At 70.5% G+C, this 21,178-nt stretch carries 19 protein-coding genes; 9 read left to right on the top strand and 10 right to left on the bottom strand.

What is annotated here, in order from left to right; translation table 11 throughout:
• Positions 1-12 precede the first annotated feature (12 nt).
• The 3 genes from ACFYYJ_RS37210 to ACFYYJ_RS37200 form a co-directional block, all read right to left on the bottom strand.
• Positions 13-507, bottom strand: coding sequence for a DUF1772 domain-containing protein (locus ACFYYJ_RS37210; protein ID WP_384749992.1), 495 nt, complete (start codon positions 505-507; stop codon positions 13-15).
• Positions 504-1,139, bottom strand: coding sequence for a hemerythrin domain-containing protein (locus ACFYYJ_RS37205; protein WP_385126434.1), 636 nt, complete (start codon positions 1,137-1,139; stop codon positions 504-506). Before ACFYYJ_RS37205 ends, ACFYYJ_RS37210 begins: the two co-directional genes overlap by 4 nt.
• Before the next feature lie 129 nt (positions 1,140-1,268).
• Positions 1,269-2,087, bottom strand: a complete 819-nt coding sequence (locus tag ACFYYJ_RS37200) for an NAD(P)H-binding protein (protein WP_384589359.1) — start codon at positions 2,085-2,087, stop codon at positions 1,269-1,271.
• Positions 2,088-2,443: 356 nt separating this feature from the next.
• On the opposite strand from ACFYYJ_RS37200, the gene ACFYYJ_RS37195 reads away from it, so the two are divergent.
• The gene (locus tag ACFYYJ_RS37195; protein WP_389138857.1) at positions 2,444-3,436 is read left to right on the top strand and encodes an AMP-binding protein; all 993 of its coding nucleotides are present in this window, start codon (positions 2,444-2,446) and stop codon (positions 3,434-3,436) included.
• Positions 3,437-3,524: 88 nt separating this feature from the next.
• Here ACFYYJ_RS37195 and ACFYYJ_RS37190 read toward each other — a convergent pair whose 3' ends face one another.
• Together ACFYYJ_RS37190 and gdhA are read right to left on the bottom strand one after the other, a co-directional pair.
• Positions 3,525-4,331 (bottom strand): SDR family NAD(P)-dependent oxidoreductase, encoded by an 807-nt coding sequence (locus tag ACFYYJ_RS37190; protein ID WP_385126429.1) that lies wholly within the window; start codon positions 4,329-4,331, stop codon positions 3,525-3,527.
• Positions 4,332-4,411: 80 nt separating this feature from the next.
• The gene (gene gdhA / locus ACFYYJ_RS37185; RefSeq protein ID WP_385126427.1) at positions 4,412-5,776 is read right to left on the bottom strand and encodes an NADP-specific glutamate dehydrogenase; all 1,365 of its coding nucleotides are present in this window, start codon (positions 5,774-5,776) and stop codon (positions 4,412-4,414) included.
• 295 nt (positions 5,777-6,071) lie between these two features.
• Between gdhA and ACFYYJ_RS37180 the strand changes: the two genes are divergently transcribed.
• Both ACFYYJ_RS37180 and ACFYYJ_RS37175 read left to right on the top strand, forming a co-directional pair.
• Positions 6,072-6,548, top strand: coding sequence for a GNAT family N-acetyltransferase (locus ACFYYJ_RS37180; protein ID WP_385126425.1), 477 nt, complete (start codon positions 6,072-6,074; stop codon positions 6,546-6,548).
• Between the two features lie 38 nt (positions 6,549-6,586).
• Positions 6,587-7,135, top strand: coding sequence for a flavoprotein (locus ACFYYJ_RS37175; RefSeq protein WP_385363369.1), 549 nt, complete (start codon positions 6,587-6,589; stop codon positions 7,133-7,135).
• On the opposite strand, the gene ACFYYJ_RS37170 is transcribed toward ACFYYJ_RS37175, so the two are convergent.
• From ACFYYJ_RS37170 to ACFYYJ_RS37160, 3 genes are all read right to left on the bottom strand, one after another.
• Positions 7,132-8,286: an epoxide hydrolase family protein gene (locus ACFYYJ_RS37170; RefSeq protein WP_389138853.1), complete on the bottom strand. Its 1,155-nt coding sequence runs from the start codon at positions 8,284-8,286 to the stop codon at positions 7,132-7,134. The genes ACFYYJ_RS37175 and ACFYYJ_RS37170 overlap by 4 nt on opposite strands.
• A 352-nt stretch (positions 8,287-8,638) precedes the next feature.
• Positions 8,639-9,367, bottom strand: coding sequence for a GNAT family N-acetyltransferase (locus ACFYYJ_RS37165; protein WP_385363367.1), 729 nt, complete (start codon positions 9,365-9,367; stop codon positions 8,639-8,641).
• Positions 9,368-9,493: 126 nt separating this feature from the next.
• Positions 9,494-10,246, bottom strand: coding sequence for a TetR/AcrR family transcriptional regulator (locus tag ACFYYJ_RS37160; protein WP_389138850.1), 753 nt, complete (start codon positions 10,244-10,246; stop codon positions 9,494-9,496).
• A 250-nt stretch (positions 10,247-10,496) separates the two neighbouring features.
• Between ACFYYJ_RS37160 and ACFYYJ_RS37155 the strand changes: the two genes are divergently transcribed.
• The 6 genes from ACFYYJ_RS37155 (at position 10,497) to tpg (ending at position 18,141) form a co-directional block, all read left to right on the top strand.
• Positions 10,497-11,732, top strand: coding sequence for an FAD-dependent monooxygenase (locus ACFYYJ_RS37155; protein ID WP_389138848.1), 1,236 nt, complete (start codon positions 10,497-10,499; stop codon positions 11,730-11,732).
• A gap of 206 nt (positions 11,733-11,938) precedes the next feature.
• Positions 11,939-12,592 carry a ScbR family autoregulator-binding transcription factor gene (locus ACFYYJ_RS37150; RefSeq protein WP_389138846.1) on the top strand — a complete coding sequence of 218 codons (654 nt, stop codon included), beginning with the start codon at positions 11,939-11,941 and terminating at the stop codon, positions 12,590-12,592.
• Between the two features lie 218 nt (positions 12,593-12,810).
• Positions 12,811-14,067: an AAA family ATPase gene (locus ACFYYJ_RS37145; RefSeq protein WP_385126416.1), complete on the top strand. Its 1,257-nt coding sequence runs from the start codon at positions 12,811-12,813 to the stop codon at positions 14,065-14,067.
• Positions 14,064-14,969: a ParB/RepB/Spo0J family partition protein gene (locus tag ACFYYJ_RS37140; RefSeq protein ID WP_389138843.1), complete on the top strand. Its 906-nt coding sequence runs from the start codon at positions 14,064-14,066 to the stop codon at positions 14,967-14,969. The genes ACFYYJ_RS37145 and ACFYYJ_RS37140 overlap by 4 nt, the downstream gene beginning before the upstream one ends.
• Positions 14,970-15,093: 124 nt before the next feature.
• Positions 15,094-17,580: a telomere-associated protein Tap gene (gene tap, locus ACFYYJ_RS37135; RefSeq protein WP_389138841.1), complete on the top strand. Its 2,487-nt coding sequence runs from the start codon at positions 15,094-15,096 to the stop codon at positions 17,578-17,580.
• A 6-nt stretch (positions 17,581-17,586) separates the two neighbouring features.
• Positions 17,587-18,141: a telomere-protecting terminal protein Tpg gene (gene tpg, locus ACFYYJ_RS37130; RefSeq protein ID WP_385126412.1), complete on the top strand. Its 555-nt coding sequence runs from the start codon at positions 17,587-17,589 to the stop codon at positions 18,139-18,141.
• Positions 18,142-18,243: 102 nt separating this feature from the next.
• Here tpg and ACFYYJ_RS37125 read toward each other — a convergent pair whose 3' ends face one another.
• Positions 18,244-18,717 (bottom strand): MarR family transcriptional regulator, encoded by a 474-nt coding sequence (locus tag ACFYYJ_RS37125; RefSeq protein WP_384589314.1) that lies wholly within the window; start codon positions 18,715-18,717, stop codon positions 18,244-18,246.
• Positions 18,714-19,460, bottom strand: coding sequence for a hypothetical protein (locus ACFYYJ_RS37120; RefSeq protein ID WP_384589311.1), 747 nt, complete (start codon positions 19,458-19,460; stop codon positions 18,714-18,716). Before ACFYYJ_RS37120 ends, ACFYYJ_RS37125 begins: the two co-directional genes overlap by 4 nt.
• Positions 19,461-21,178: the final 1,718 nt, after the last annotated feature.

The following is a 21,178-nucleotide window of genomic DNA, read 5'->3' as shown; positions in this document are numbered from 1 at the left end:
GCACCGGGCTGCCTACGCGGCCGATCCGCGGCCGTGGAGGGTCAGCACGCGTCCCAGCGCGGCGAGGGCCGCCGTACAGGCCACCGTGCGCACGACGTTGCCGGAGGTCCAGCGGCCGCCGAAACGGGTACGGGCCGCCGAGACGTCCGCTCCGGCCCGCGCGAGCTGGTTGTTGAGGGGGATGTTCACGATCGCCGTCACGAGCAGCGACAGCCCGTACAGCGCGAAGGCCACCCAGCCCCAGCGCGCCGCGTCGGGCCTGCCGCCGCGCTGCTGCTGCGTGGCCGCGACCCCGGTCGCCAGGAAGGCGCCCAGGAACAGCAGGCCGAACAGGCCGTTGTCGATGGCCTCGTTCATGTTCCGCATCGCGGTCACGTAGGTGTGGTCGTCGCCGCGGCCGAGGCCCGGCATCACCGAGATGTCGAACGCGAAGTAGAGGCCGGCCATCAGGCCGGTGCCCACCGTCGCCGCCACCAGGGTCACGGATTGCGTCGTCGTGCTGGTCACTTCAGGATTCCCTTCAGCGTGCGCTCGTACCGCCTCTTCAACAGCGTCGCACCGATCAGCCGGACGGGCGGCGGAATCGTCTCGGAGACGTAGGCGACGGAGCGGCTGCCCGCACCGTCGAACATCCACGGCTGGAGGTACGTCATCACGCGCATGGGGGCGCTGGAGATCAGCTTGCGTTCCTCGGCCAGGTAGGCGCGTTCGCCGAGCCGGTCGAAGACGGGGAAGACGATCCGCTCCTCGTCGCGCAGGTGGTCGCGCAGCACGCCCTCGAAGGTCGCCGCCGCCCGGACGAGGTCCTCGCCGCGGCGGTCGATCGCCGTCGACACGGCCGCCATGGCCGCGTCCAGTTCCTCGTGGTCATCGTGCAGTTCGCGCGCCTGCGCGTCGAAGTCGGCGTCGCGGCGGCGCAGTCCCGGCCACAGGACGTCGTCCTCGCTGATGTGGTGCCATTCGACGACCTCGCGGAACCGCTGCCACCACTCGGCTCCCGAACCCTTCCACGCGGGTGCGGCGGCGCGCAGCCGGGCCGCGTCGCGTCGCATCGCGATGTGCATCAGGGCGAAGCCGTGGAAGTGCGGGGGTAGTGAGTCCAGTCCGTGTTCGCTGGAGAACGACTTGGGAGTGGGCACAGGAGCCTCCTGCCGGTCGGTCGTACGTCGTACGCGGTTGCCTTGCCCAAGGCCCTGCGCACCGGGCGGCGGCCGTACCAGAGTCGCCGCCCGGCAGGCGGGTGGTGGGCAAAGCACTCGTGGAGCGGGTCAGACGTTCCAGACCCCGCTGGCGGCAGCCTCGTGGGCGAACTCGGCGAAGTCCTTGGGCTTGCGGCCCAGGGCCTCCTCGACACCGTGCACCAAGTGCGCGTTGCGACCGTCGAGGATCATGGTGAAGAGGTCGGCGAACTCCTCCGGGAGGTCGTTCTCGCGCAGGACCGCGCGGTACTCCTCATTGGTGACGGAGATGTACTTGATCTCGCGCCCGGTGGCCTTCGACAGCTCCGCGGCGACGTCCGTGTAGCTGAGCAGGCGGGGACCCGACAGCTCGTAGGTCTTGCCGATGTGCTTGTCATCGGTCAGCGCGGCCACCACGACGTCCGCGATGTCGTCGGCATCGACGAAGGCCTCCACGGCGTCCCCGGTCGGCAGGGCGATCTCGCCGGCCAGGACGGGCTCCAGGAAGAAGCTCTCGGAGAAGTTCTGGTTGAACCAGCTGGCGCGGACGATGGTCCAGTCGGCGCCGGAGGCCTTCAGGTTCTCCTCGCTGACCTCGGCGGCCTCCTCACCACGGCCGGACAGCAGCACCAGACGGCGCGCGCCGTTCGCCACGGCCACCTTGGAGAATTCGGCGACCTGCTCGGCGGCGCCGGGGAAGGCGAGGTCGGGGAAGTAGGTGACGTATACCCGGTCGACGCCCTCGAGCGCCGGCACCCAGGTGGAGGGTTCGTGCCAGTCGAAGGCGGGCACACCGCTGCGGGAGCCGATACGGACCTCGCGGCCCTGGGCGGAAAGCTTCTCGGCGACGCGGCGGCCGGTCTTGCCGTTTCCGCCGATGACGAGGGTGATGTTCGTGTTCTGAGTCATGAGTACAGTCAATTCCAGTCTCGTGAGACGGGCCATAGCCACAAAGCTCAGTTCCATGTGCGTGCGTCTACGAGTGGTCCGCTCGGAGCACGACCGGGAAAGTGCGGCTTCGGTATGAGCCCGAGAATCGTAGGCACGCGCCAGGGGGCCCGGCCAGGTCGTCCCGAGCCGCCCTCGACCCCGTGCGCACCCGCCTTCCAGCGGTTCTCAAGCACCTTCGGACGAGCCCCGTACGGGCCCCTGACCTGCCCCCGACCCTCCCCTGACCGGTCCTGTACGGCAGGCCTTGAGCGTTTCTCCGGTGCCGCCCGACACCATCGGGCATTGGAGTAACGACCCGCCCGCTGGGAGGCCGCATGAACGCCACTCCGGACCGTCCGGAGCTTGACCAGTTGTCCGCCGACCTGGCCGGTCTGCTCGGACGGATCGGGCTCGACCCGGCCGGCGAGTGGCCCGTGGGCCGGGATCGCATCGACGTCCGTTTCGCGGCCGCGGCCGCCCGCCACCCGGGCCGGGTCGCCGCCCAGGACGCGGAGGAGAAGGCGACCTACCTCGAACTGGAATGGGCCGCGGACGACATCGCCCGCCGCCTGTCGGGGCGGGCCGGCCCCGGCGCGGCCGTCGCCGTGCGGGCGCAGCGCTCGTGCATGGCGTCGTCCGCCGTGGTGGGCGCGCTGCGCACCGGGGCGGCGGTGCTGCCCCTGGAGCCCGGGCACAACGCGGGGCTGCAGGAGTTCCTGATGCGCGACGCCGGCGCCGAGATGGTCGTCTCGGACAGTGGACTGCTGCGCGACGAGATCCCGGTGGCCAAGGCGGGCCGGTTCGTCATCGCGATGCGGCCCGAGGTGGCGATGCACCGCGAGGTCCCGCCGCACACGGCCTTCCTGGCGCTCCCCTCGGGCGGCGACCCGGGCCGGGCGGTGGCCGTGCGGCCGGTGTCCCACCTCGACGTGCTGTCGTGGGTGGACGGCTGCGTCCCGATGCTGGAGACCGGCCCGGACGACGTGTGGTCGTACTTCCACTCCATGAGCCTGGACCTCGGCATGCGCGAGATGTGGGGGCCGCTGCTCACGGGCGGCCGGGCCGTGGTCGTGGACCGGGAGACGGCGTCCGACGCGCACGCCTTCACCCGGCTGCTGGCCGAGCGGGAGGTGACGGTGGTGACGCAGTTGCCGTCCGCCTTCGCCCGGCTGACCTCGGCGGCACGCGGCAGCAGCCTGCCGGCCCTGCGGCACGTGCTGCTGGCGGACGAGCGGGTGGACCCGGAGGTACTGGCCGCGTGGCGGGCCACCGGAATCGCTCCGCAGGCCGTCGTACGGGATGTGACGGGGTCGCCGACCGTCCTGTGAACAGCACCGCACGAAGCACACGCCAGGGACGTACGCGAGGGCCCCGACCGAAGAATCCGGCCGGGGCCCTCTCCTGTGCGTCCGCGGTTCAGTAGTTCCCGAGGCCACCGCACACGTTGAGCGCCTGGGCGGTGATGGAGGCGGCCAGGTCCGTGGTCAGGTAGCCGACCAGACCCGCGACCTCCTCGGAGGTGGAGTAGCGGCCGAGCGGGATCTTCGCCTCGAACTGCTCCTGGATGTACTCCTCGGTGGTGTCCCACGCCTGCGCGTAGCCGGTGCGCACGCGCGCCGCCATCGGCGTCTCGACGTAGCCGGGGCAGACCGCGTTGACGGTGGTCCCGGTCGTCGCGAGTTCCTTCCCGAGCGACTTGGTGAAACCGATCACCGCGTGCTTGGAGGCCGAGTAGGGCGCCCCGAGCAGGACCCCGTGCTTGCCCGCGGTGGAGGCGATGTTGACGATGCGCCCCCAGGGCTCGGCGCCGAGGCCACCGCTGGTCAACACCTCACGGGTCAGCAGGAAGACGCTGTTCAGGTTGGTGTCGATGACGTCGTGCCACAGCTCGTCGGTGATGCCGGCGGTGGCGCCGCCGCCGCTGCGGCCCGCGTTGTTGACGAGGATGCTGACGGGCGAGCCGTACGCGGTCACGGCCGCCGCGACCAGCGCCTCCACGGCGGCGCGGTCGCGCACGTCGGCGGCCGCGCCCTCCGCGGTCAGTCCTTCGGCCCGCAGGTCCTCCACGGTCTGCTTGACCACGGACTCGGTGCGGGCACAGAGGAACACCCGATGGCCGCGGGCTCCCAGGTCCCGGGCGACGGCCAGCCCGATCCCGCTGGTGGCCCCGGTCACCAGCGCCACGGGCCTCTCCGGAGCCTTGCCCATCGCCTTCACCGTCATCGTCAGCCCTCCATCGCTCGCATGGACGCGTCGAGCGTGTCCCAGCCAACTCGGGCCGCGACGGAAGTGGGATGGAGGCGTCAGATCAGGCCTTGCGCCAGCATCGCGTCGGCCACCCGCTCGAAGCCGGCCAGGTTGGCGCCCGCGACGTAGTCGCCGGGGCGGCCGTAGCGCTCGGCGGTCTCGTACGCCGTGTCGTGGATGCTCCGCATGACGCCGGCCAGCTCCTCCTCGACCCGGGCGAACGGCCACGCGTCGCGCGCCGCGTTCTGGCTCATCTCCAGGGCGCTGGTCGCAACCCCGCCCGCGTTCGCGGCCTTTCCGGGGCCGAAGGCGACGCCCGCCTCCTGGAGGACGCGCACCGCCTCGGGCGTGGTCGGCATGTTCGCGCCTTCCGACACGGCCTTGACCCCGCCGCGCACCAGGTTCAGCGCGTCGGCCTCGGTCAGCTCGTTCTGCGTGGCGGACGGCAGCGCCACGTCGCTCGGCACGTCCCAGACGCTGCCGCCCTCGACGTAGCGGGCGGAGCCTCCGCGGCGCTCGGCGTACTCGCTGATCCGGCCCCGCTCGACCTCCTTGATCTGCTTGAGCAGCTCCAGGTCGAGCCCCTTCTCGTCGACGACGTAGCCGCCGGAGTCCGACACGGTCAGCACCTGCGCACCGAGCGCCTGCGCCTTCTCCACCGTGTAGATGGCGACGTTGCCGGAGCCGGAGACGGTGACCCGCTGCCCGTCCAGGTCCTCGCCGCGCACCTTGAGCATCTCGGCGGTGAACAGCACGTTGCCGTAGCCGGTGGCCTCCGTACGGGCGTGGGAGCCGCCCCAGCCGGTGCCCTTGCCGGTGAGGACGCCGGCCTCCCAGCGGTTGGTGATGCGCCGGTACTGCCCGAAGAGGTAGCCGATCTCGCGGCCACCCACGCCGATGTCACCGGCCGGGACGTCCGTGTGCTCGCCGAGGTGCCGGTGCAGCTCGGTCATGAAGGCCTGGCAGAACCGCATGACTTCGGCGTCGGAACGCCCGCGCGGGTCGAAGTCGCTGCCGCCCTTGCCGCCGCCGATCCCGAGCCCGGTCAGCGCGTTCTTGAAGATCTGCTCGAACCCGAGGAACTTCACGATCCCGAGGTTCACGGACGGGTGGAAGCGCAGGCCGCCCTTGTAGGGGCCGAGCGCGCTGTTGAACTCGACCCGGAACCCGCGGTTGACCTGCGTACGGCCCTGGTCGTCCTGCCACACCACCCGGAAGAGGATCTGCCGCTCGGGCTCGGCGATCCGCTCCATCACCCTGGCCTCGCGCAGTTCGGGGCGCGCGTCGAAGACCGGCGCGAGCGTCTCCAGCACCTCCCGCACGGCTTGGTGGAACTCCGGCTCACCGGGGTCACGGCGCTCGATCCGCTGCTCCAGCGATGCGAGCCAGGCGGTCGTGGTGGTGGTGGAGGTCGACGGCATCAGGGCGGTTCCTCTTCTCTGAGTCCGGGAGACGCAAGGAGCTGGACACATGGAACTGGACGGATCGAGCTGGGCACATGGAGCTGAACGTATGGAACTGGCCGAACGGACTTGGACGAATGGAGCCGGCCACGCGGCCGGCCACACGGCTCGCCACACAGCCGGCCGCACGGCCCGCCACATGCGGCCGACGCGCCCGATGATGCCCCCCTCCCCTTGAGCGGCGGATGTGCGCGGCCTTTGCCACACCGACCCAGGCCCCCTGACCAGCCCAAAGACCGCCTAGACTCCCCCCATGACCACCCCCGCCCCCCTCCGCTTGGAGCCCGTGACCGCCGACAACTTCGACGCGGTGTGCGCGGTACAGGTCCGCCCCGACCAGAACCATCTGGTCTCCCCCGTGATGAAGTCGCTGGCCGAGGCGTACGTGCACGGCGAAACCGCCTGGCCGCGCGCCATCGTCGACGGTGACGAAGTGGTCGGCTTCGTCATGGCGTTCCTCGACATCGCCTGGAACCCCGACGTGGACCCGGCCGACCTGCGCTCCGGCATCTGGCGCCTGAACATCGCCGCCGGCCACCAGGGCAAGGGCTACGGCCGTTTCGCGGTCCGGGCGGTCAACGAGGAGATCCGCGGCCGGGGCACCTCGCGGGCGTACGTCACCTGGCACCTGGGCGAGGGCAGTCCCGAGCCGTTCTACCTGGGTTTGGGCTTCCAGCGCACCGGCGAGCTCAGCGGCGACGAGCCCGTGGGAGTCCTCCGGCTGACCTGATCGACAGCCGAGGTCGCGCAATATGATCATATTGCGCCATGACCACGAAGACCCTGTACCTGCTCTGCTCCGCCGCTCCGCCCGTCTTCGACGTGGCCCACGTGGTCGAGGACGCCCAGGCCCGCGGCTGGGACGTCTGCCTGGGCCTCACGCCGACCGCGGCCCACTGGCTGTCCGAGAGCCTCGACGGACTGGCCGCCCTGACCGGCCACCCGGTGCGCTGGCAGTACAAGTTCCCCGGCGAGGCCGACGTATGGCCCGTGGCCGACGCCCTGCTCTTCGCCCCCGCCACGTTCAACTCGGTCAACGCCTGGGCCCTCGGCCTGACCGACCGCTTCGTGGTGGGGGTCGCCGCCGAGGCCGTCGGCAAGGGCACCCCGGTCGTCGCCATGCCCTGCACGAACGCCGCCCTCGCCGCGCACCCCCAGTTCGACCAGTCCCTGGCCGTCCTGCGCACCGCAGGGGTACAGGTCCTCTACGGCGAGACCGGCTTCACCCCCGGCCCGGCCGGCCCCGACGCCCCGCCCCACTTCCCGTGGCAGCTGGCCCTCGAAGCGGTGGACCGCCGCCCGACCCCCGAGTCCTAGGCCCTCAACTCGCCGAAAAAGGCCCGCACGTCCGCCACCAGCAACTCCGGCACCTCCATGGCGGCGAAGTGCCCACCCCGGTCGTACGAGGTCCACCGCACGACGGAGTCCGTCCGCGCGGCCACGTGCCGCAGCGGAATGAAGTTGTCGTTCGGGAAGTCGGCCACCGCCGTGGGCGTCGTCGACACCGCGACCGCCTCCCCCGCGTACCCCGCGTGCGCCCTCTCGTAGTAGATCCGGGCAGCGGACCCCACCGTCCCCGTCAGCCAGTACAACATCACGTTGGTCAGCATCTGATCCCGGTCGATCGGGCACCGGGGGTCGCTCCACTCCGCGAACTTCTCCCCGATCCAGGCGAGCAGCCCGACCGGTGAATCGTTCAGCCCGTACGCGAGGGTCTGCGGCCGGGTCGCCTGGATGTCGGCGTAGCCCTGCCGCTCACGCGCCCACACCCGGTACCGCTCCCAAGAGGCCCACGTCCGCTCCCTCTCCTCGGGACTCAGCGCGGCCAGCTCCTCCGCCCCGGGCTCGGCGGTGGCACCACCCCCCGGCAACAAATTCAGATGCACCCCCATCACACTCTCCGGCCGCACCCGCCCGAGCTCCCGCGAGACGGCGGCCCCCCAGTCCCCGCCCTGCACCCCGTACTCCGCGTACCCGAGCCGCTCCATCAACGTCCCGAAGGCCCGCGCCACCCTCTTGAACTCCCACCCCACCTCGGTGGTCGGCCCGGACAACGCGAACCCGGGGATGTGCGGCATCACCACATGGAACGCGTCCTCGGCATCTCCCCCGTAAGCCCGAGGATCGGTCAACGGCCCCACAACCCGCTGGAACTCAACAAACGACCCCGGCCACCCATGGGTCATCAACAACGGCGTAGCCCCCGCCTCCGCCGATCGAACATGCGCAAAATGCACCCGCGCCCCGTCAATGACGGTCACGAACTGCGGCCATTCATTCAACCGCGCCTCAGCCGCACGCCAGTCGTACTCGTCCCGCCAGTACCGCACGAGTTCCCGCACCTCGCCCACCGGAATCCCGTAGTCCCACCCCACCCCCTCCAACCCCTCAACCCACCGCACCCGCCCCAACCGCTCCCACAGGTCATCCAACTCCCCCTGCGGCACATCAAGCCGAAACCCATCCATCCCCGCATGCTAGGCACCGACCACCCGGACCCATCACACACGGCACTCCCCTCAAGCCCCCGCCCCACCGACCCTCGAAGGAGCGAGGTCCAGGACAGAACCCCGCACTCCAGCCCCACCGGCGTTTGAGGCGCGAGGCCCCGAACAGAACCCCACACTCCAGCCCCACCGGCGTTTGAGGCGCGGGGTCCGGGGCGGAGCCCCGGGAAACGGAGAAAGGGCGGGTCGGGGACCAGCTCCGCGCAGCGGCACACCCCCACCGCCGACGCCCGGTCGGTACGGGACACGCCCCGCGCCCGATCCAAGGCGCCGGCACGACCTCGCCCCGCCCAAGAACCCTCGCCACAACCACTCAAGCGATCTCGACGCTGAGCTGCACACCCAACTCCTGAAAGCCCAACGCGCCCGCAACAACCCGGGAGGCCCGGGACCGCGCACGCCACTGCGGCAACATCCCCACCTCGAGAGCATGAGCAACCACCGCCGACCCCACCACCCGGGCCAACCCCCGCCCCCGCACTTCCGGAGCCGTCAGTACGCCGATCTGAGCCGTCCGCCTCGGCCAGGCGCAATAGCCCGCGGCGGCAACCACCCGCCCCCGCACCCGCTCACGCACCACGAACGCCGGCGACGTGATCTCGTCCAGGGCAGCCTCACCGGCATCCTCACGCCCGGCCAGCCGCTCCAGACTCCGCAGGTCCGGATGAGCAGCCGGTAGCCGCTCCACGCCCAACGCACCGACTTCCACCGGCCGGAAGCCCGCCGGGGACACGTACGACAGCGCCGCCGGCCCGAGCACCCGAGCCACCGGAAGGACCCGCCGGACCAGAGCGGCATCGGTGACGGCCTCCACCGGCAGTCTCCGCAGTACGTCACGAACGAGCACGGCGACACCGTCGCTCGGCGCGGTGACGATCGCCGATCCCCCCAGAGCCACCGCCCCGACCCAGCCGTCAGGGCACAGCCCGGACCGGGGAGAGACCACCACGTCCACACCACCCGACGGGGCGAACGACACCGGCACCCGGGCCAGGCCCTCCCACAGCGCACGGGCTCGGACAACCAGAGGATCCATCGACATGGCCCGATCGTGCCAGAGGCTGCAGCCCGCCCCCTGACGGTTGCCGACCACAAGAGAGACCGCACACCCCAAACCGACCGCCGCCCCCTCTCAACAACGTTAACGGCGTTAACGCCGTTAACGCCGTTAAGACCGCCCCCCACTCACCCGCCGCGCAACGAGCAACCCAAGCCCGTCCAGGATCCGGTCGAGCCCGAACTCCAACGCCTCGTCATGCCCCCCGTGCTCCGCCACCGAAGCCATCGCGGCCCCGAGCGCCGGGAACTCCTCCCCCCGCACCCGCATGACCTCCCCCAGCATCACCGCAAGCTGCGCATCGGGCCCCGCACCTCCATCCGGCGTCACCCCGGCGGCCCGCCCCTGCTCCGCGATCCCCCGTACATGCCCGGCGACCAACACCACCGCATCCATCGCCTCGGCCCCGCTCAACCCGCACCCGTCCAGCGCGGACAGCGCCCGCTCCATCCATCCCAACTCCCGCGGCCCCATCACCCGCACCCCGACCGTCGCCTCCAGCAACCACGGATGCCGCCGGAACCCCGCGTACAGCTCCCGCGCCCACACCCCCAACTGCTCGCGCCACCCGCCCTCCAACGGCTCGGCCGACGCGTCCGGAACCGGCAACGCCCCCTCCACCATCAGCGCGACCAGCTCCGCCTTCCCCGGCACGTACCGGTACAGCGCCATCTTCGTGACGCCCAACTCACCGGCCACCCGCTGCATCGACACCGCGCCCAGCCCCTCGGCGTCGGCGATCCCGATCCCCGTCCGAGCGATCGCCTCCAGCGTGAGCCCCCGCTTCGGCCCCCGCGCGGGCTTGGCCGACGGCTCCGGCCCCCACAACAACCGCACGGCCGCACCCCACTGCTCATCCGCCATCGGACCAAATCCCCTTGCGCTCGCACGAAAACCGCGTCTACCGTACACACTAATTCTTCAGTCTCCACCGGACACAATTAACGGCGTTAACGCCGACCCGGCAGCCCGTATACCCGCGCCGGCGTTAACGCCGTTAACGCCACCCCCCTCCCGCAGCCCCCGAACCAGCAGCGTTAACGCCGTTAACGCCCAGCCCCCACCCCAGCACCCAGACCCCCGCCCCCAACCCCAACACCCAGGAGAAGCCCAAATGCCCCGCACCGTCCTCATCTCCGGCGCCGGCATCGCCGGCCCCGCCCTGGCCCACTGGCTCGTCCGCCACCACGTCCGCCCCACCGTCGTCGAACTCGCCGCCTCCCTCCGCCCCGGCGGCCAGGCCGTCGACTTCCGCGGTGAGACCCACCTGTCCGTCCTCCACCGCATGGGCGTCCTCGAAGACCTCCGCCGCGTCCGGACCACCGGCTCCCCCATGACCTTCGTCGACGCCCACGACAGACCACTCCTCCACCTCCCCACGGAGTTCGCCGGCGGGGACATCGAGGTCCTGCGCGGCGACCTCTCCCGCATCCTCCACGAGTCCTCCCTCCCCTCCACCGAGTACCTCTTCGGCGACACGGTCACCTCCCTCACCGAATCCACCACCGGCGTGGACGTCACCTTCCGCCACGCCCCGCCCCGCACCTTCGACCTCGTCGTAGGCGCCGACGGCATCCACTCGCACATCCGCCGTCTCGCCTTCGGCCCGGAAGCCGACTACGTCGCCCACCTGGGCCACTACGCCGCCGGCTGGAGCCTCCCCAACCACCTGAACCTCCGCCCCGGCACGGGAACCTTCGCCCACAACACCCCCGGCCGCTTCGCCGGCGTCGGCGCCGACCACACCGACCCCACCCGCGCCCGCGCCTTCCTCGTCTTCGCCTCCCCGGAACTCGCCTACGACCGCCAGGACGCCGAGACCCAGAAGCAGCTCCTCCGACAGGCCTTCACCGGCCTGCCCTGGCACGTGGACCACCTCCTCGACTCCCTCTCCTCCGCCGACGACCTCTACTTCGACTCCATCAGCCGCGTCGACGTACCCACCTGGTCGTCCGGCCGGATCGCCCTCCTCGGCGACGCCGCCTGCGGCGCGACCATCGGCGGCATGGGCACCGGCACCGGGATCGTGGCCGCGTACGTCCTTGCGGGCGAGCTCTCCCGCTCCCCCGAGGACCATCGGGGAGCCTTCGCCCGCTACGAATCCCTCGTGCGCCCCTACGCCCAGGGCTGCCAGAAGAACGGAGCGCGTACGGGTTCCTTCCTCGCCCCCGCCTCAAAGCTCGGCCTCGGCCTCCGCAACGGCCTGCTCGGACGCCGCCGCATCCTCGACCTCATGCTGAAGGCCGGCGAGCACACCTCCACGCTCCCCCTCCCCTCCTATGCGACGCCCCCACCCGCCCACAGCGTTAACGGCGTTAACGCCACCCCGCCCACCCCTCACCCCCGTTAACGGCGTTAACGCCGTTAACGCCCAGCCCCAGCCCCAGCCCCGGGCCCAGGCCCAGGACCAGGCCCAGGCCCAGGTCAGGCCGGCCCAGGCCCAAAAAATACTGGTCGACAGGTTTCCTTCCCCCGTAACCTGCCTCCATCGACGCCACACTCCGCAGCGACCACCCCGCGGACGGCGCCAAGCCGACACCCAGGGGGAACACGCACGTGGCGAGGATCAGGCAGCAGCGGGCCGAGATCACCCGGGAGGCCATCCTCAACGGCGCGGCCGTCGCCTTCGACGCCGCCGGCTTCGGCGGCACCAGCCTCAGCGAGGTGGTCAGGAACGCCGGAGTCACCAAGGGCGCGCTGTACTTCCACTTCCCGTCCAAGGAAGCCCTCGCCCGCACCCTGATCGAAGAGCAGTTCCAGGTCTCCTCCGACGTACCCGCCCTCAAGTCACCCGGCCTGCAGACCGTCATCGACCTGAGCCACCGCATGGCCTCCGGGCTGCGCGACAACGTCCGCGTCCGAGCCGCCATCCGCCTCGTCATCGAGTTCGGCTCCTTCACCGACCCGGACCCGTCCCCGTACAACACCTGGATCGAGACCTGCCGCACCTGTCTGACGCCGGCCCAGGCGCGCGGTGACGTCAAGCCGTCGCTGGACGTCGACGACGTCGCGACCTTCCTCGTCGGTTCGTTCACCGGCATCCAGGTCACCTCGCACGTCCGCACCCACCGCGAGGACCTGCACGCACGGATCACCGACCTGTGGGACTTCCTCCTCCCGGGCATCGTGCCCGCGGGCCGCGTCCCCCGCTTCGTCCCGGCCGGCTCGCCCGAGTGCCGGGCCGAACTCGGTCTCGCGCCCGCCGCCTGACGACGAGTTCGGGGCGGCCTCGCACCCCGCCTCGCACACCCAGTGGTGAACGACGATGGTGCTCGCCAGGACCCGCGCGAGGCCACCCCGAACCGTTGACGGCGTTAACGCCGTTAACGCCCTGGGCGAGCCCTCCCCACCCCCATCTCTCCCACTTCGTTAGCAAAACTCAAGCGTGGCGCCCACGAACACCCCTGAACGTTAGTAAAGTCCCTCTCATGACTTCGCCCTCGTCTCAGAGCGACCGAGAGAAGGTCGTCTCCAAGCTCCCCCCGTGGCTGCGCCAGGAGTTGAAAATCCGCACGGCTCAGCTGCGGGTGGACATCCAGGACGCCGTCCACCAGGGCATCGCCCACTGGAGCGCACTCGCCTCGGCCCCCTCCCCCGTCGACACCTCCGGCGCCGAATCGTTCTCCACCTGGCTGCCCGCCGGCCAGTGGGAGTCCTTCCGCGCCGACTCCAAGGACCGGGGCGTCTCCCTCATCCAGGGACTCGCCCAGGCCGTCCACCTCTGGCTGGAGCTGAACCCGGCCCCCACGGTCAAGCGTCCCTCCGTGGTCCGCCGCATCATCGTGTGCAACCAGAAGGGCGGAGTCGGCAAGACCGCCATCACCGCGGGCACCGCCGAGGCCCTCGCCGAGGACCCGTCGACCCTCCACCCGGTCCGCGTCGCCCGCCAACTGGCCCGCCTCTCGTCCTCCGAGGACGAACCCCACACGGACCCGGGCACCCCCCTGGACCTGGAGGACCTGCCCGGCCTCGGCATGCGCGTCCTGCTGATCGACTTCGACCCGCAGGGCCACCTCACCAAGCAGCTCGGCCAGCAGCCGCTGCCCATCGGCGGCGACAGCCTCACCAGCCACATGGCCGGCGAGGCCAAGGGCCCCCTCAAGGACCTCATCGTGCCCATCGAGCACGACCGGTTCGGGGACCGCCTCCACCTCCTCCCCGCCTGCACGGACGCCTTCCTCCTCGACGTCCGCCTCTCCACGGTCCGCGCCCGCGAGGCCGCCCTGGAACGGGCCCTCACCCCCGTCGAGTCCGACTACGACGTCATCCTGGTCGACTGCCCTCCGAGCCTCGGCCTCAGCATGGACGCGGCCATCTACTACGGCCGCCGCCGCGACGCCGAGCAGCCCGGCGCCTCCGGCGCGCTGATCGTCGTACAGGCGGAGGACTCGTCCGCCGACGCGTACGACCTCCTCACCTCCCAGATCAACGACCTCCGCGACGACCTCAGCCTCGACATCGACTACCTGGGCCTCGTGGTCAACCTCTACGACGGCCGCCGTGGCTACATCGCGACCTCCTCCCTCCAGGCCTGGATGGACATAAAGGATCCGCGCGTCGTCGCCGTCGTACCGGACCTCAAGGAACAGCGCGAAGCAGTCCGTGTGAAGCAGCCCCTCTTCGTCTACGCACCCAAGGGCGACCAGGCCGTGGCCCTGCGCGCCCTCGCCCGGGAGATCTCATGAGCAGCAAGGCAGACAAGCTCGGCGTCTCGGCCTCCTTCGCCCGGGCCCAGCCGGTCGGGGTGAGCTCCCGCCGCGCGGCCATCGCCGAAGCCACGGGCGCCCCCACCTCCGGAGTGGTCCCCCCGTCCGAGGTTCCCATCGAGGCCCTCGCCCACAATCCGTTCAACCTCCGCGAAGACCTCACCGAACTCGACGAACTGGCCGCGTCCCTCGTCGCCCGCGGACAGCTCCAGCCCCTCGCGGTCGCCACCCGCATGGCCTTCATGGAGGCCCACCCGGGCGCCACCGACGGCCTGGGTCGTGCTCCGTACGTCGTGATCGACGGCAACCGCCGACTGGCGGCGGCCCACCTGGCCGGCCTCAAGACGATGCACATCCACGTGAACGACGCCCTCTCGGCGTCCTCCTCGGACATCCTCGAATCGGCTCTGATCGCCAACATCCACCGGGTCGACGTGGCCCCCATGGACCAGGCCCGCGCCCTCCAGGAACTCGTCGACGTACACGGCTCCCAGGCGCAGGTCGCCAAGCGGCTCGGCAAGACGGGCGCCTGGGTCTCCCAGCGCCTGGCGCTCCTCAACCTGACCCCCGAACTCCAGGACAAGGTCGAATCGGGCGAGCTCAAGGTGGAACCGGCCCGCCGCATCGGCCGCCTCCCCCAGGAAGCCCAGGAGGCGGCGGCGGACGAATCCCTCAACGCCGTCAACCCGCCCCGCCAGCGCACCCACCCCGTTAACGCCGTTAACGCCACACCCGCCCCCTCCACCCCGCCCGCCCCGCCCGCCTCCCCCCGCATCACCATCTCCACGAACTCCCCGGAGACGATCGCGGACGCCCTCACCGCGCACCTCACGCCGGACGACCTCAAGGCCGTCACGGAGCTCCTCATGACGCGAATCTGAGCCACGCACCCGCCGGGGGCATTAACGCCGTTAACACCATCACCGTTAACGCCGTTAACGCCCCCACGTGCGTTTCATGTGCGTTTAACGGTGCGTTTCACATAGGCTGCCTTCGGAGGTACCGATGCCCAACGAACAAGAGAGCCTCTTCGCAGCGGTCGACGCCCTGCTGGAAGAAGCAGCCGCCAAGGACGCGCTCCCGCACCCGGACGAGCGCAAGCGCCTCCGCGAGGCCGCCGGCCTGAGCCAGGACCAGATCGCGAAGGCCCTCTCCGTCCGCCGCGAAACGGTCACCTCCTGGGAGATCGGCCGTACGGCCCCCCGCCCCCCGAAGCGCGCCGCCTACGCCCGCCTCCTGGAAGGGCTCGCCACCCTCCACCCCGTCAACGGCGTCACCACCGAGCCCGCGCCAGCCCCCGCCCGGCCCACCTCCTCGCGCGCGACAACGCCCGAGCCAGAGCCCGTCGAGCCCAACCCCACCGTTAACGCCGTTAACGCGCCCGAGCCTGAGCCCAAGACCGAGGCCGACCCCGACCAGCGCACGCCCGCCGGCACCGCCACACCGGAAGCCCCCCGGCCCACCGCCACCGTCAACGGCGTTGACGCCCTCCAGCCCAAGGCCCAGCCCGGGGCCGAACCAGACGACCCCACGCCCACCGGCACGGCCACACCGGAGGCGGCCGAGGCCCCCCAGCCCCCGCCCCCCGTTAACGCCGTTAACGCCGTTAACGCCGTTAACGCCCCCGCCCCCGCCCCCGCCCCCGCAGCGGACCCCGAACAACCCACTCCCCTCAACACCACCACGCCGGAAGCCAAGGCCCAGCCCGACCGGCCGCTCTCCCCCCACACGGCCGGCCCCACCCACCCCGCACCCGCCACGACCCCCACAGCCCCCAGGCCGACCGCACAGCCCCGCCCCCGCGAGGCGACAGCCAGGGGAACCCTGGAAGGCAACGGCCCCCTCGCAGTCCTGGACGGCACCGGCCACGCCTACGCCGCCGCCGGCCTCATCCTCGACCACCCCACCACCAACCTCCCCGACCTCGTCACCTGGGCCCTCACCGAGGCGAACCTCCGCTCCCCCCGCCTCCACCGCAACGGCCGCGACGGCGACCCCCTCCTCGTCCTCACCGCCCCCGCCGTGGAACGGCTCGGCCTCCCCCCGACCCTGGAAGACCGCCGCGCCCTCCGCCTCCCCGACAACCACCCCACCCTCAAGCAGCTCACCAAGAGCAAATGGCAGCTGACCCGCCGCGGCTTCGGCCCCTGGCCCCGCATCTACCGCCCGGCCACCCCCACCACCGGCCGCCAGTGCGTGCAGCTCGCGATCCTCCCCTGGGGCGCCCTCGACCCCCGCGCCTGGGGCGAGGACACCGCCGACCTCTCCGCCCCCGAACTGGCCGAGCTCCTCACCACCTACGCCGCCCGCGTCCTCACCCCCCGCGGCTCCACCGCCGTCACCGGCCTCGAACTCATGACGGCCCTGCGCCCGCCCACCCGCGCCGCACGCGACGAAGCGACGAACACCTGGGTGCCGGCCCCGGTCCCCGGCTCCCTCACCCGCCCCGTCGACCCCGCTCCCCCGGAGGCCCCGGACGAGCACCCGGTCGTCGCCGCCCTCTACCCCCGCTCCCACCAGCGGACCCCGGACCAGGTCCTCGACGAAGAGGCCTACGACTGGATCCGCGACCCGGAGCTCCTCACCGACGACGAGTGCACCCGCACCCACGCCGTCGGCATCGACGTGAACATGGCCTTCGCCGCAGCCGCCAACCGCCTCCCGGTCGGCCTCGGCAGCGCCACCCACGTCACCGCCCCCCGCTTCGACCCCAAGACCCCCGGCTGCTGGCTCGCGGACCTCTCCACCCTGTCCCTCGACCCCCGCCTGCCCAGCCCCTTCACCCCCCACGGCCGGCCCCCGACCGGCCCCGCCTGGTACGCCACCCCGACCCTCGCCTACGCGCAGGAGCTCGGCCACGACGTCCACCCCACCGAAGCCTGGATCCGCGAAGACCACGGCCCGTACCTGGACGCCTGGTACACCCGCCTCCGCGACGCCTACATGGCGACAATGGCGGACCTCGGCGTCACCCCGTCCCTCTCGGAACCCGACTTCCTCACCGCGATGTCCGGCCACAAAGAAGGCAACCCACCCAGCGCGGCAGTCCTCTCCGCCATCAAATCAACGGTGAAGGGCGGCATCGGCAAGCTCCGCGAGCGCCCCCAGGGCGCCGCCTACCGCCCCGGCGAAGCCTGGCCCGCCCTCGAACGTCCCACCTGGCGCCCCGACATCCGCGCCGCCGTCATCGCCACGGCCCGCGTCAACATGCACCGCAAGATGCAGAAGCTGGCCACGGCGGCGGGCCTGCACCCCATCGCGGTCCTCTCCGACTGCGCGGTGTACCTTTCCGACGGCCCGAGCCCCCTCGACTTCCTCCCCCACACCCCCGAGGGCAAGCCCCTCCCCGGCGGCTTCCGCCTCGGCGTCAGCCCCGGCATGGTCAAGCACGAGGGCACCCAGCCCCTCCTCTGGGCCGTCCAGATGCTCGACGAACACCTCAACCCCGCCCGCCACATCAAGGGCCACGACGCTGCGGCAGACGGCGAGTAACGAAGAATGTCCGACATCTCCGACAGCCTGACCAGGGCCGACGAACAGCACTTCACCCGCCCCATCCCCAAATCCGCGGGCGCCCAGATGCGCTACCTGCTCAAACAGCTCAAATCCACCAAAGCGGTGGCAGCAACCCTCGCCATCTCCCAACGCACGGTCGAGCGCTACGTCAAAAACGAGATCAAGCAGCCCAAACCGGCCCTGGCCGCCCGCCTCGAATCAGAGGTACGCCGCCGCTGGCAGCCCCTGGTCCGCAAGCGCGCCCGCGACCAGGCGGCCCGCACCACCGGCCTCGTGATCGAGACCCGCGCCCGCTTCGGCTTCACCGCGGCCCCCGGCACCACCGACGACGGCCGCATGCGCCGCATCACCCAGCACCTCCCCCCGGAGTACGCGTCCCGGCTCTTCGCAGCCCAGGAGGCCGGCGCCACCGAGTCCCAACTCCGCCACATCGCGGCCGAAGGCCTCCAGGAGCTCTACTTCAAGGACAACGGCTCCCGCGCCACGAGCCTCCTGGTCGAGTTCACGGACATCGACTACGTGGACTTCGCGTTCTGACGAAAGTCCCCAGGGCCGCCCACAGCCCCAAAATCAAAGGTCCCGGGGGGAAACCACCCCGGGACCCTCAAAAGCCCTCACAGGCCCGTCCAGACGTCCGCATCACCCCACGGCGTGCAACGTCCTACGCCGCTTCGACTCGGCAGCCTTCTTCGCGGCCGCCTGCGCGGCCCGCTTCTTCCGCTGCTCGGCCAGCTGGTCCTGATACTCCGCCACCGCCTGGTGGTAGCTGGCGACATAGCCCCGCGCGTCGAGCCTCTCGTCGGGAGCCATCGCGTTGACGGCGGCGACGGCGTCCTCGAAGGAGTTGTACCCGGCCAGCATCGGGTTGATCTGGTACACCCCGTTCCTGACCTTCCGCACCAGCTTCGCGAGCTCCAGGCTCCGCAGCGCGGCATTGACACTCGGCCGGCTCAGCTCCAGCAGCCCACCCACGGTGGCCTGGTCGATGAGGATCCGCCCGCCCGGCTCGCTCAGCGAACGCAGCTTCAGCAGCACACGGTAGGCCGCAGGCGGGAGGTCGAGGTCGGAGAGAAGCCCGTCGGCGTTGACCGCAGCGAATCGCAAGGTGCTCACTGAGCTGTCCCTTCTTCCGTGCGCTTCGCTCGGCTAAGCCGACGCGCAGCGCGCTCTTTGGCCCGTTCGGCCCGCAGTTCCGCGATGGCCTGACGCATGTGATCCAGTGACGGGAAGCGCACCAGATCAGGCAGGCTCGTATCGCTACGAATCTGCGAGATGGTGCTGTGCTGCTCCACCTTCACGAACTCACCCGTCATCTCCGTACCCGGGATGAACTCAGCCACCCGGTAACTGTAGGGCGGGTTGAACTGGTAGACACCCCGCCGCACCTTGAAGACGATCCCATGAGACATGACGGTGTGCAGCGCCTCCGACGTCTTTGTCCGGCTGACGTCCAGGATCGTAGCCATCTCCTCCTGTGTAAGAGGAATCCGGCCCCCCGCTCGTTGGCACGCGATGAGCAGCAGGATCAGCCTCAACGGCAAGGCTTCCCGGAAGTACTGGGCGATCACCAGGAAAAACTCGAGGCTGTCCATCGAAAACGCGTTTGGCTGACTTTGAGTCCCGTAGAACTCCAGCGGCTTGCGTTCTCCGTCCAGCGTGAGCTTCCGGCTGGGGTACCGCCGGGCCAGACTGTCCAGATCCTTGACCGGAGCCAGCGGCTGACTCCACGCCGAGATCGCGTCATCAACGGGGAGATCAGGACGCGGCGCGCGCGGCGGACTCGGCCGACGGCGCTGTGGCTCTGATGACACGAGGATGCTCTCCACTTCGTTGATCTGCAGCAGAGAGTATGTCAACAAGGGTGACACAAGTGTCACGCTCGTTGACGTTCGGCGTGTCTTATGTAACCCCACAGGTGACATATCTCAGCCACACACTCCCCGCCGGCCAGTCCCCGCCCGGCCCCCAACCGCTCCCCGCCCCCGAGCAGTTCAGGGACACATCTCCAGCAAAACGTCAGCCTCGCAGACGTTTCAGCCCAAAAAGCGTCAGTACCATTGACGTTTTGCGCTCGTTCTGTCCCCCCACCAGCGACACATCCCCCGAGTTATGTCCCTTCTGAGGGGACATAACTTTCCCCCCCAACCCCCTCTGACCTGCGGCAACGCATCTCCGTACCTTCTATAGGCCGTCTCCTGCCGCGCTGCGCGTACTCAACGCCGCCTCCAACCCGCCCGAAGTCACGACTTCCTGACGTTCCAACACCCATCCCCAACCCCCACCAACACCCCTCCCCCCACACCGAAACTGACTGAATCCCGTCTCTATCCACTTCTCACTTTGAATCACCCACCCCATCACCGTTAACGGCGTTAACGCCGTTAACGCAAAACCCGAGCCCCCACTCGCCACCAAAAGCTCACAAACAGCCAAAAAACACCACTCAGCGCCGCGGTTGCAAACCCCTCGCCCATACCCCCTCACAAAGGGCACCTAAGAAGTACAGAATTAGCCCGCTTGCAACGAGGCCCTGAACCCTCCCAACCCAGAGCAAAACCCAAGGCCAGGGGCCGGAGCGAAACGAACACAACCTTGCTGAAAGCTTGCTCCTGGACTCGAAGCTGCCGTCCGCCAAGCTCAGCAAGACAGGTCTCTGGGCTGGAACAAAGCGAAGCCCACCCTCCTCAAAACAGTCTCCGAGCCACGAAGCAGCGCTGCGCCGAGTACCACGAGGCAGGTTCAGACCCCGGAGGAAAACCGAGGCCAACTCTGAAGACAGCTCTAGGCCCGCGGAGCGGCCGTCTCTCAAACCTGGTGAGGGGTTTCCCAAGGCTGAGCGAAACCAAGGCCTCCCTGCCGAAGCCCAGCTCCTGGCCGCGAAGCGGCCCCCTCCAAGCACCAGGAGACTGCTTGCCAGGACCAGAGCGAAGCGGAGGCCACCTCCCCAAAGGAGGGTTCAAGAGGCGGAGCACCCCTCTGCTGAGCGCAGCGAGGAGGGTCTTTGGCCGGAGCGAAGCGGAGGCCACCCGGCCAAAGGCCGGCCTCTGGGCCGCGGAGCGGCCCGCCCCCGAACGCAGCAAGGGGGTTCTCAAGGCCGGAGCGAAGCGGAGGCGACCCCGTCGAAGGCGCGCTCTGGGCCCCGAAGCACTCTGGCCCCGAGCGCAGGGGGGTTCTTTGACCGGAGCAAAGCGAAGGCCACCCCCTCGAAGGCGGGCTCTGGGCCGCGAAGCGGCCCGCCCACCGAGCGCAGCGAGGAGTTCTTTGGCCGGAGCGAAGCGGAGGCGACCCGCCCAAAGGGCCGCTCTGGGCCACAGAGCGGCCCGTCCCCGAGCGCAGCGAAGGGAGTTCATTGGCCGGAGCGAAGCGGAGGCGACCCGCCCAAAGGACCGCTCTGAGCCACAGAGCGGCCCGTCCCCGAGCGCAGCGAAGGGAGTTCATTGACCGGAGCGAAGCGGAGGCCACCCCGCCAAAGGCCGGCTCTAGGCCGCCAAGCGGCCCGCCCCGAGCGCAGCGAGGGGGAATCCTTAGGCCAAAGCGAAGCGGAGGCCACCCCGCCAAAGGCGGGCTCTGGGCG

The organism is Streptomyces sp. NPDC002467, assembly GCF_042889825.1.
GTDB lineage: Bacteria > Actinomycetota > Actinomycetes > Streptomycetales > Streptomycetaceae > Streptomyces.
The sequence above is the reverse complement of the archived record's forward strand: the minus strand, read 5'-3'. Positions and strand labels throughout refer to the sequence as shown.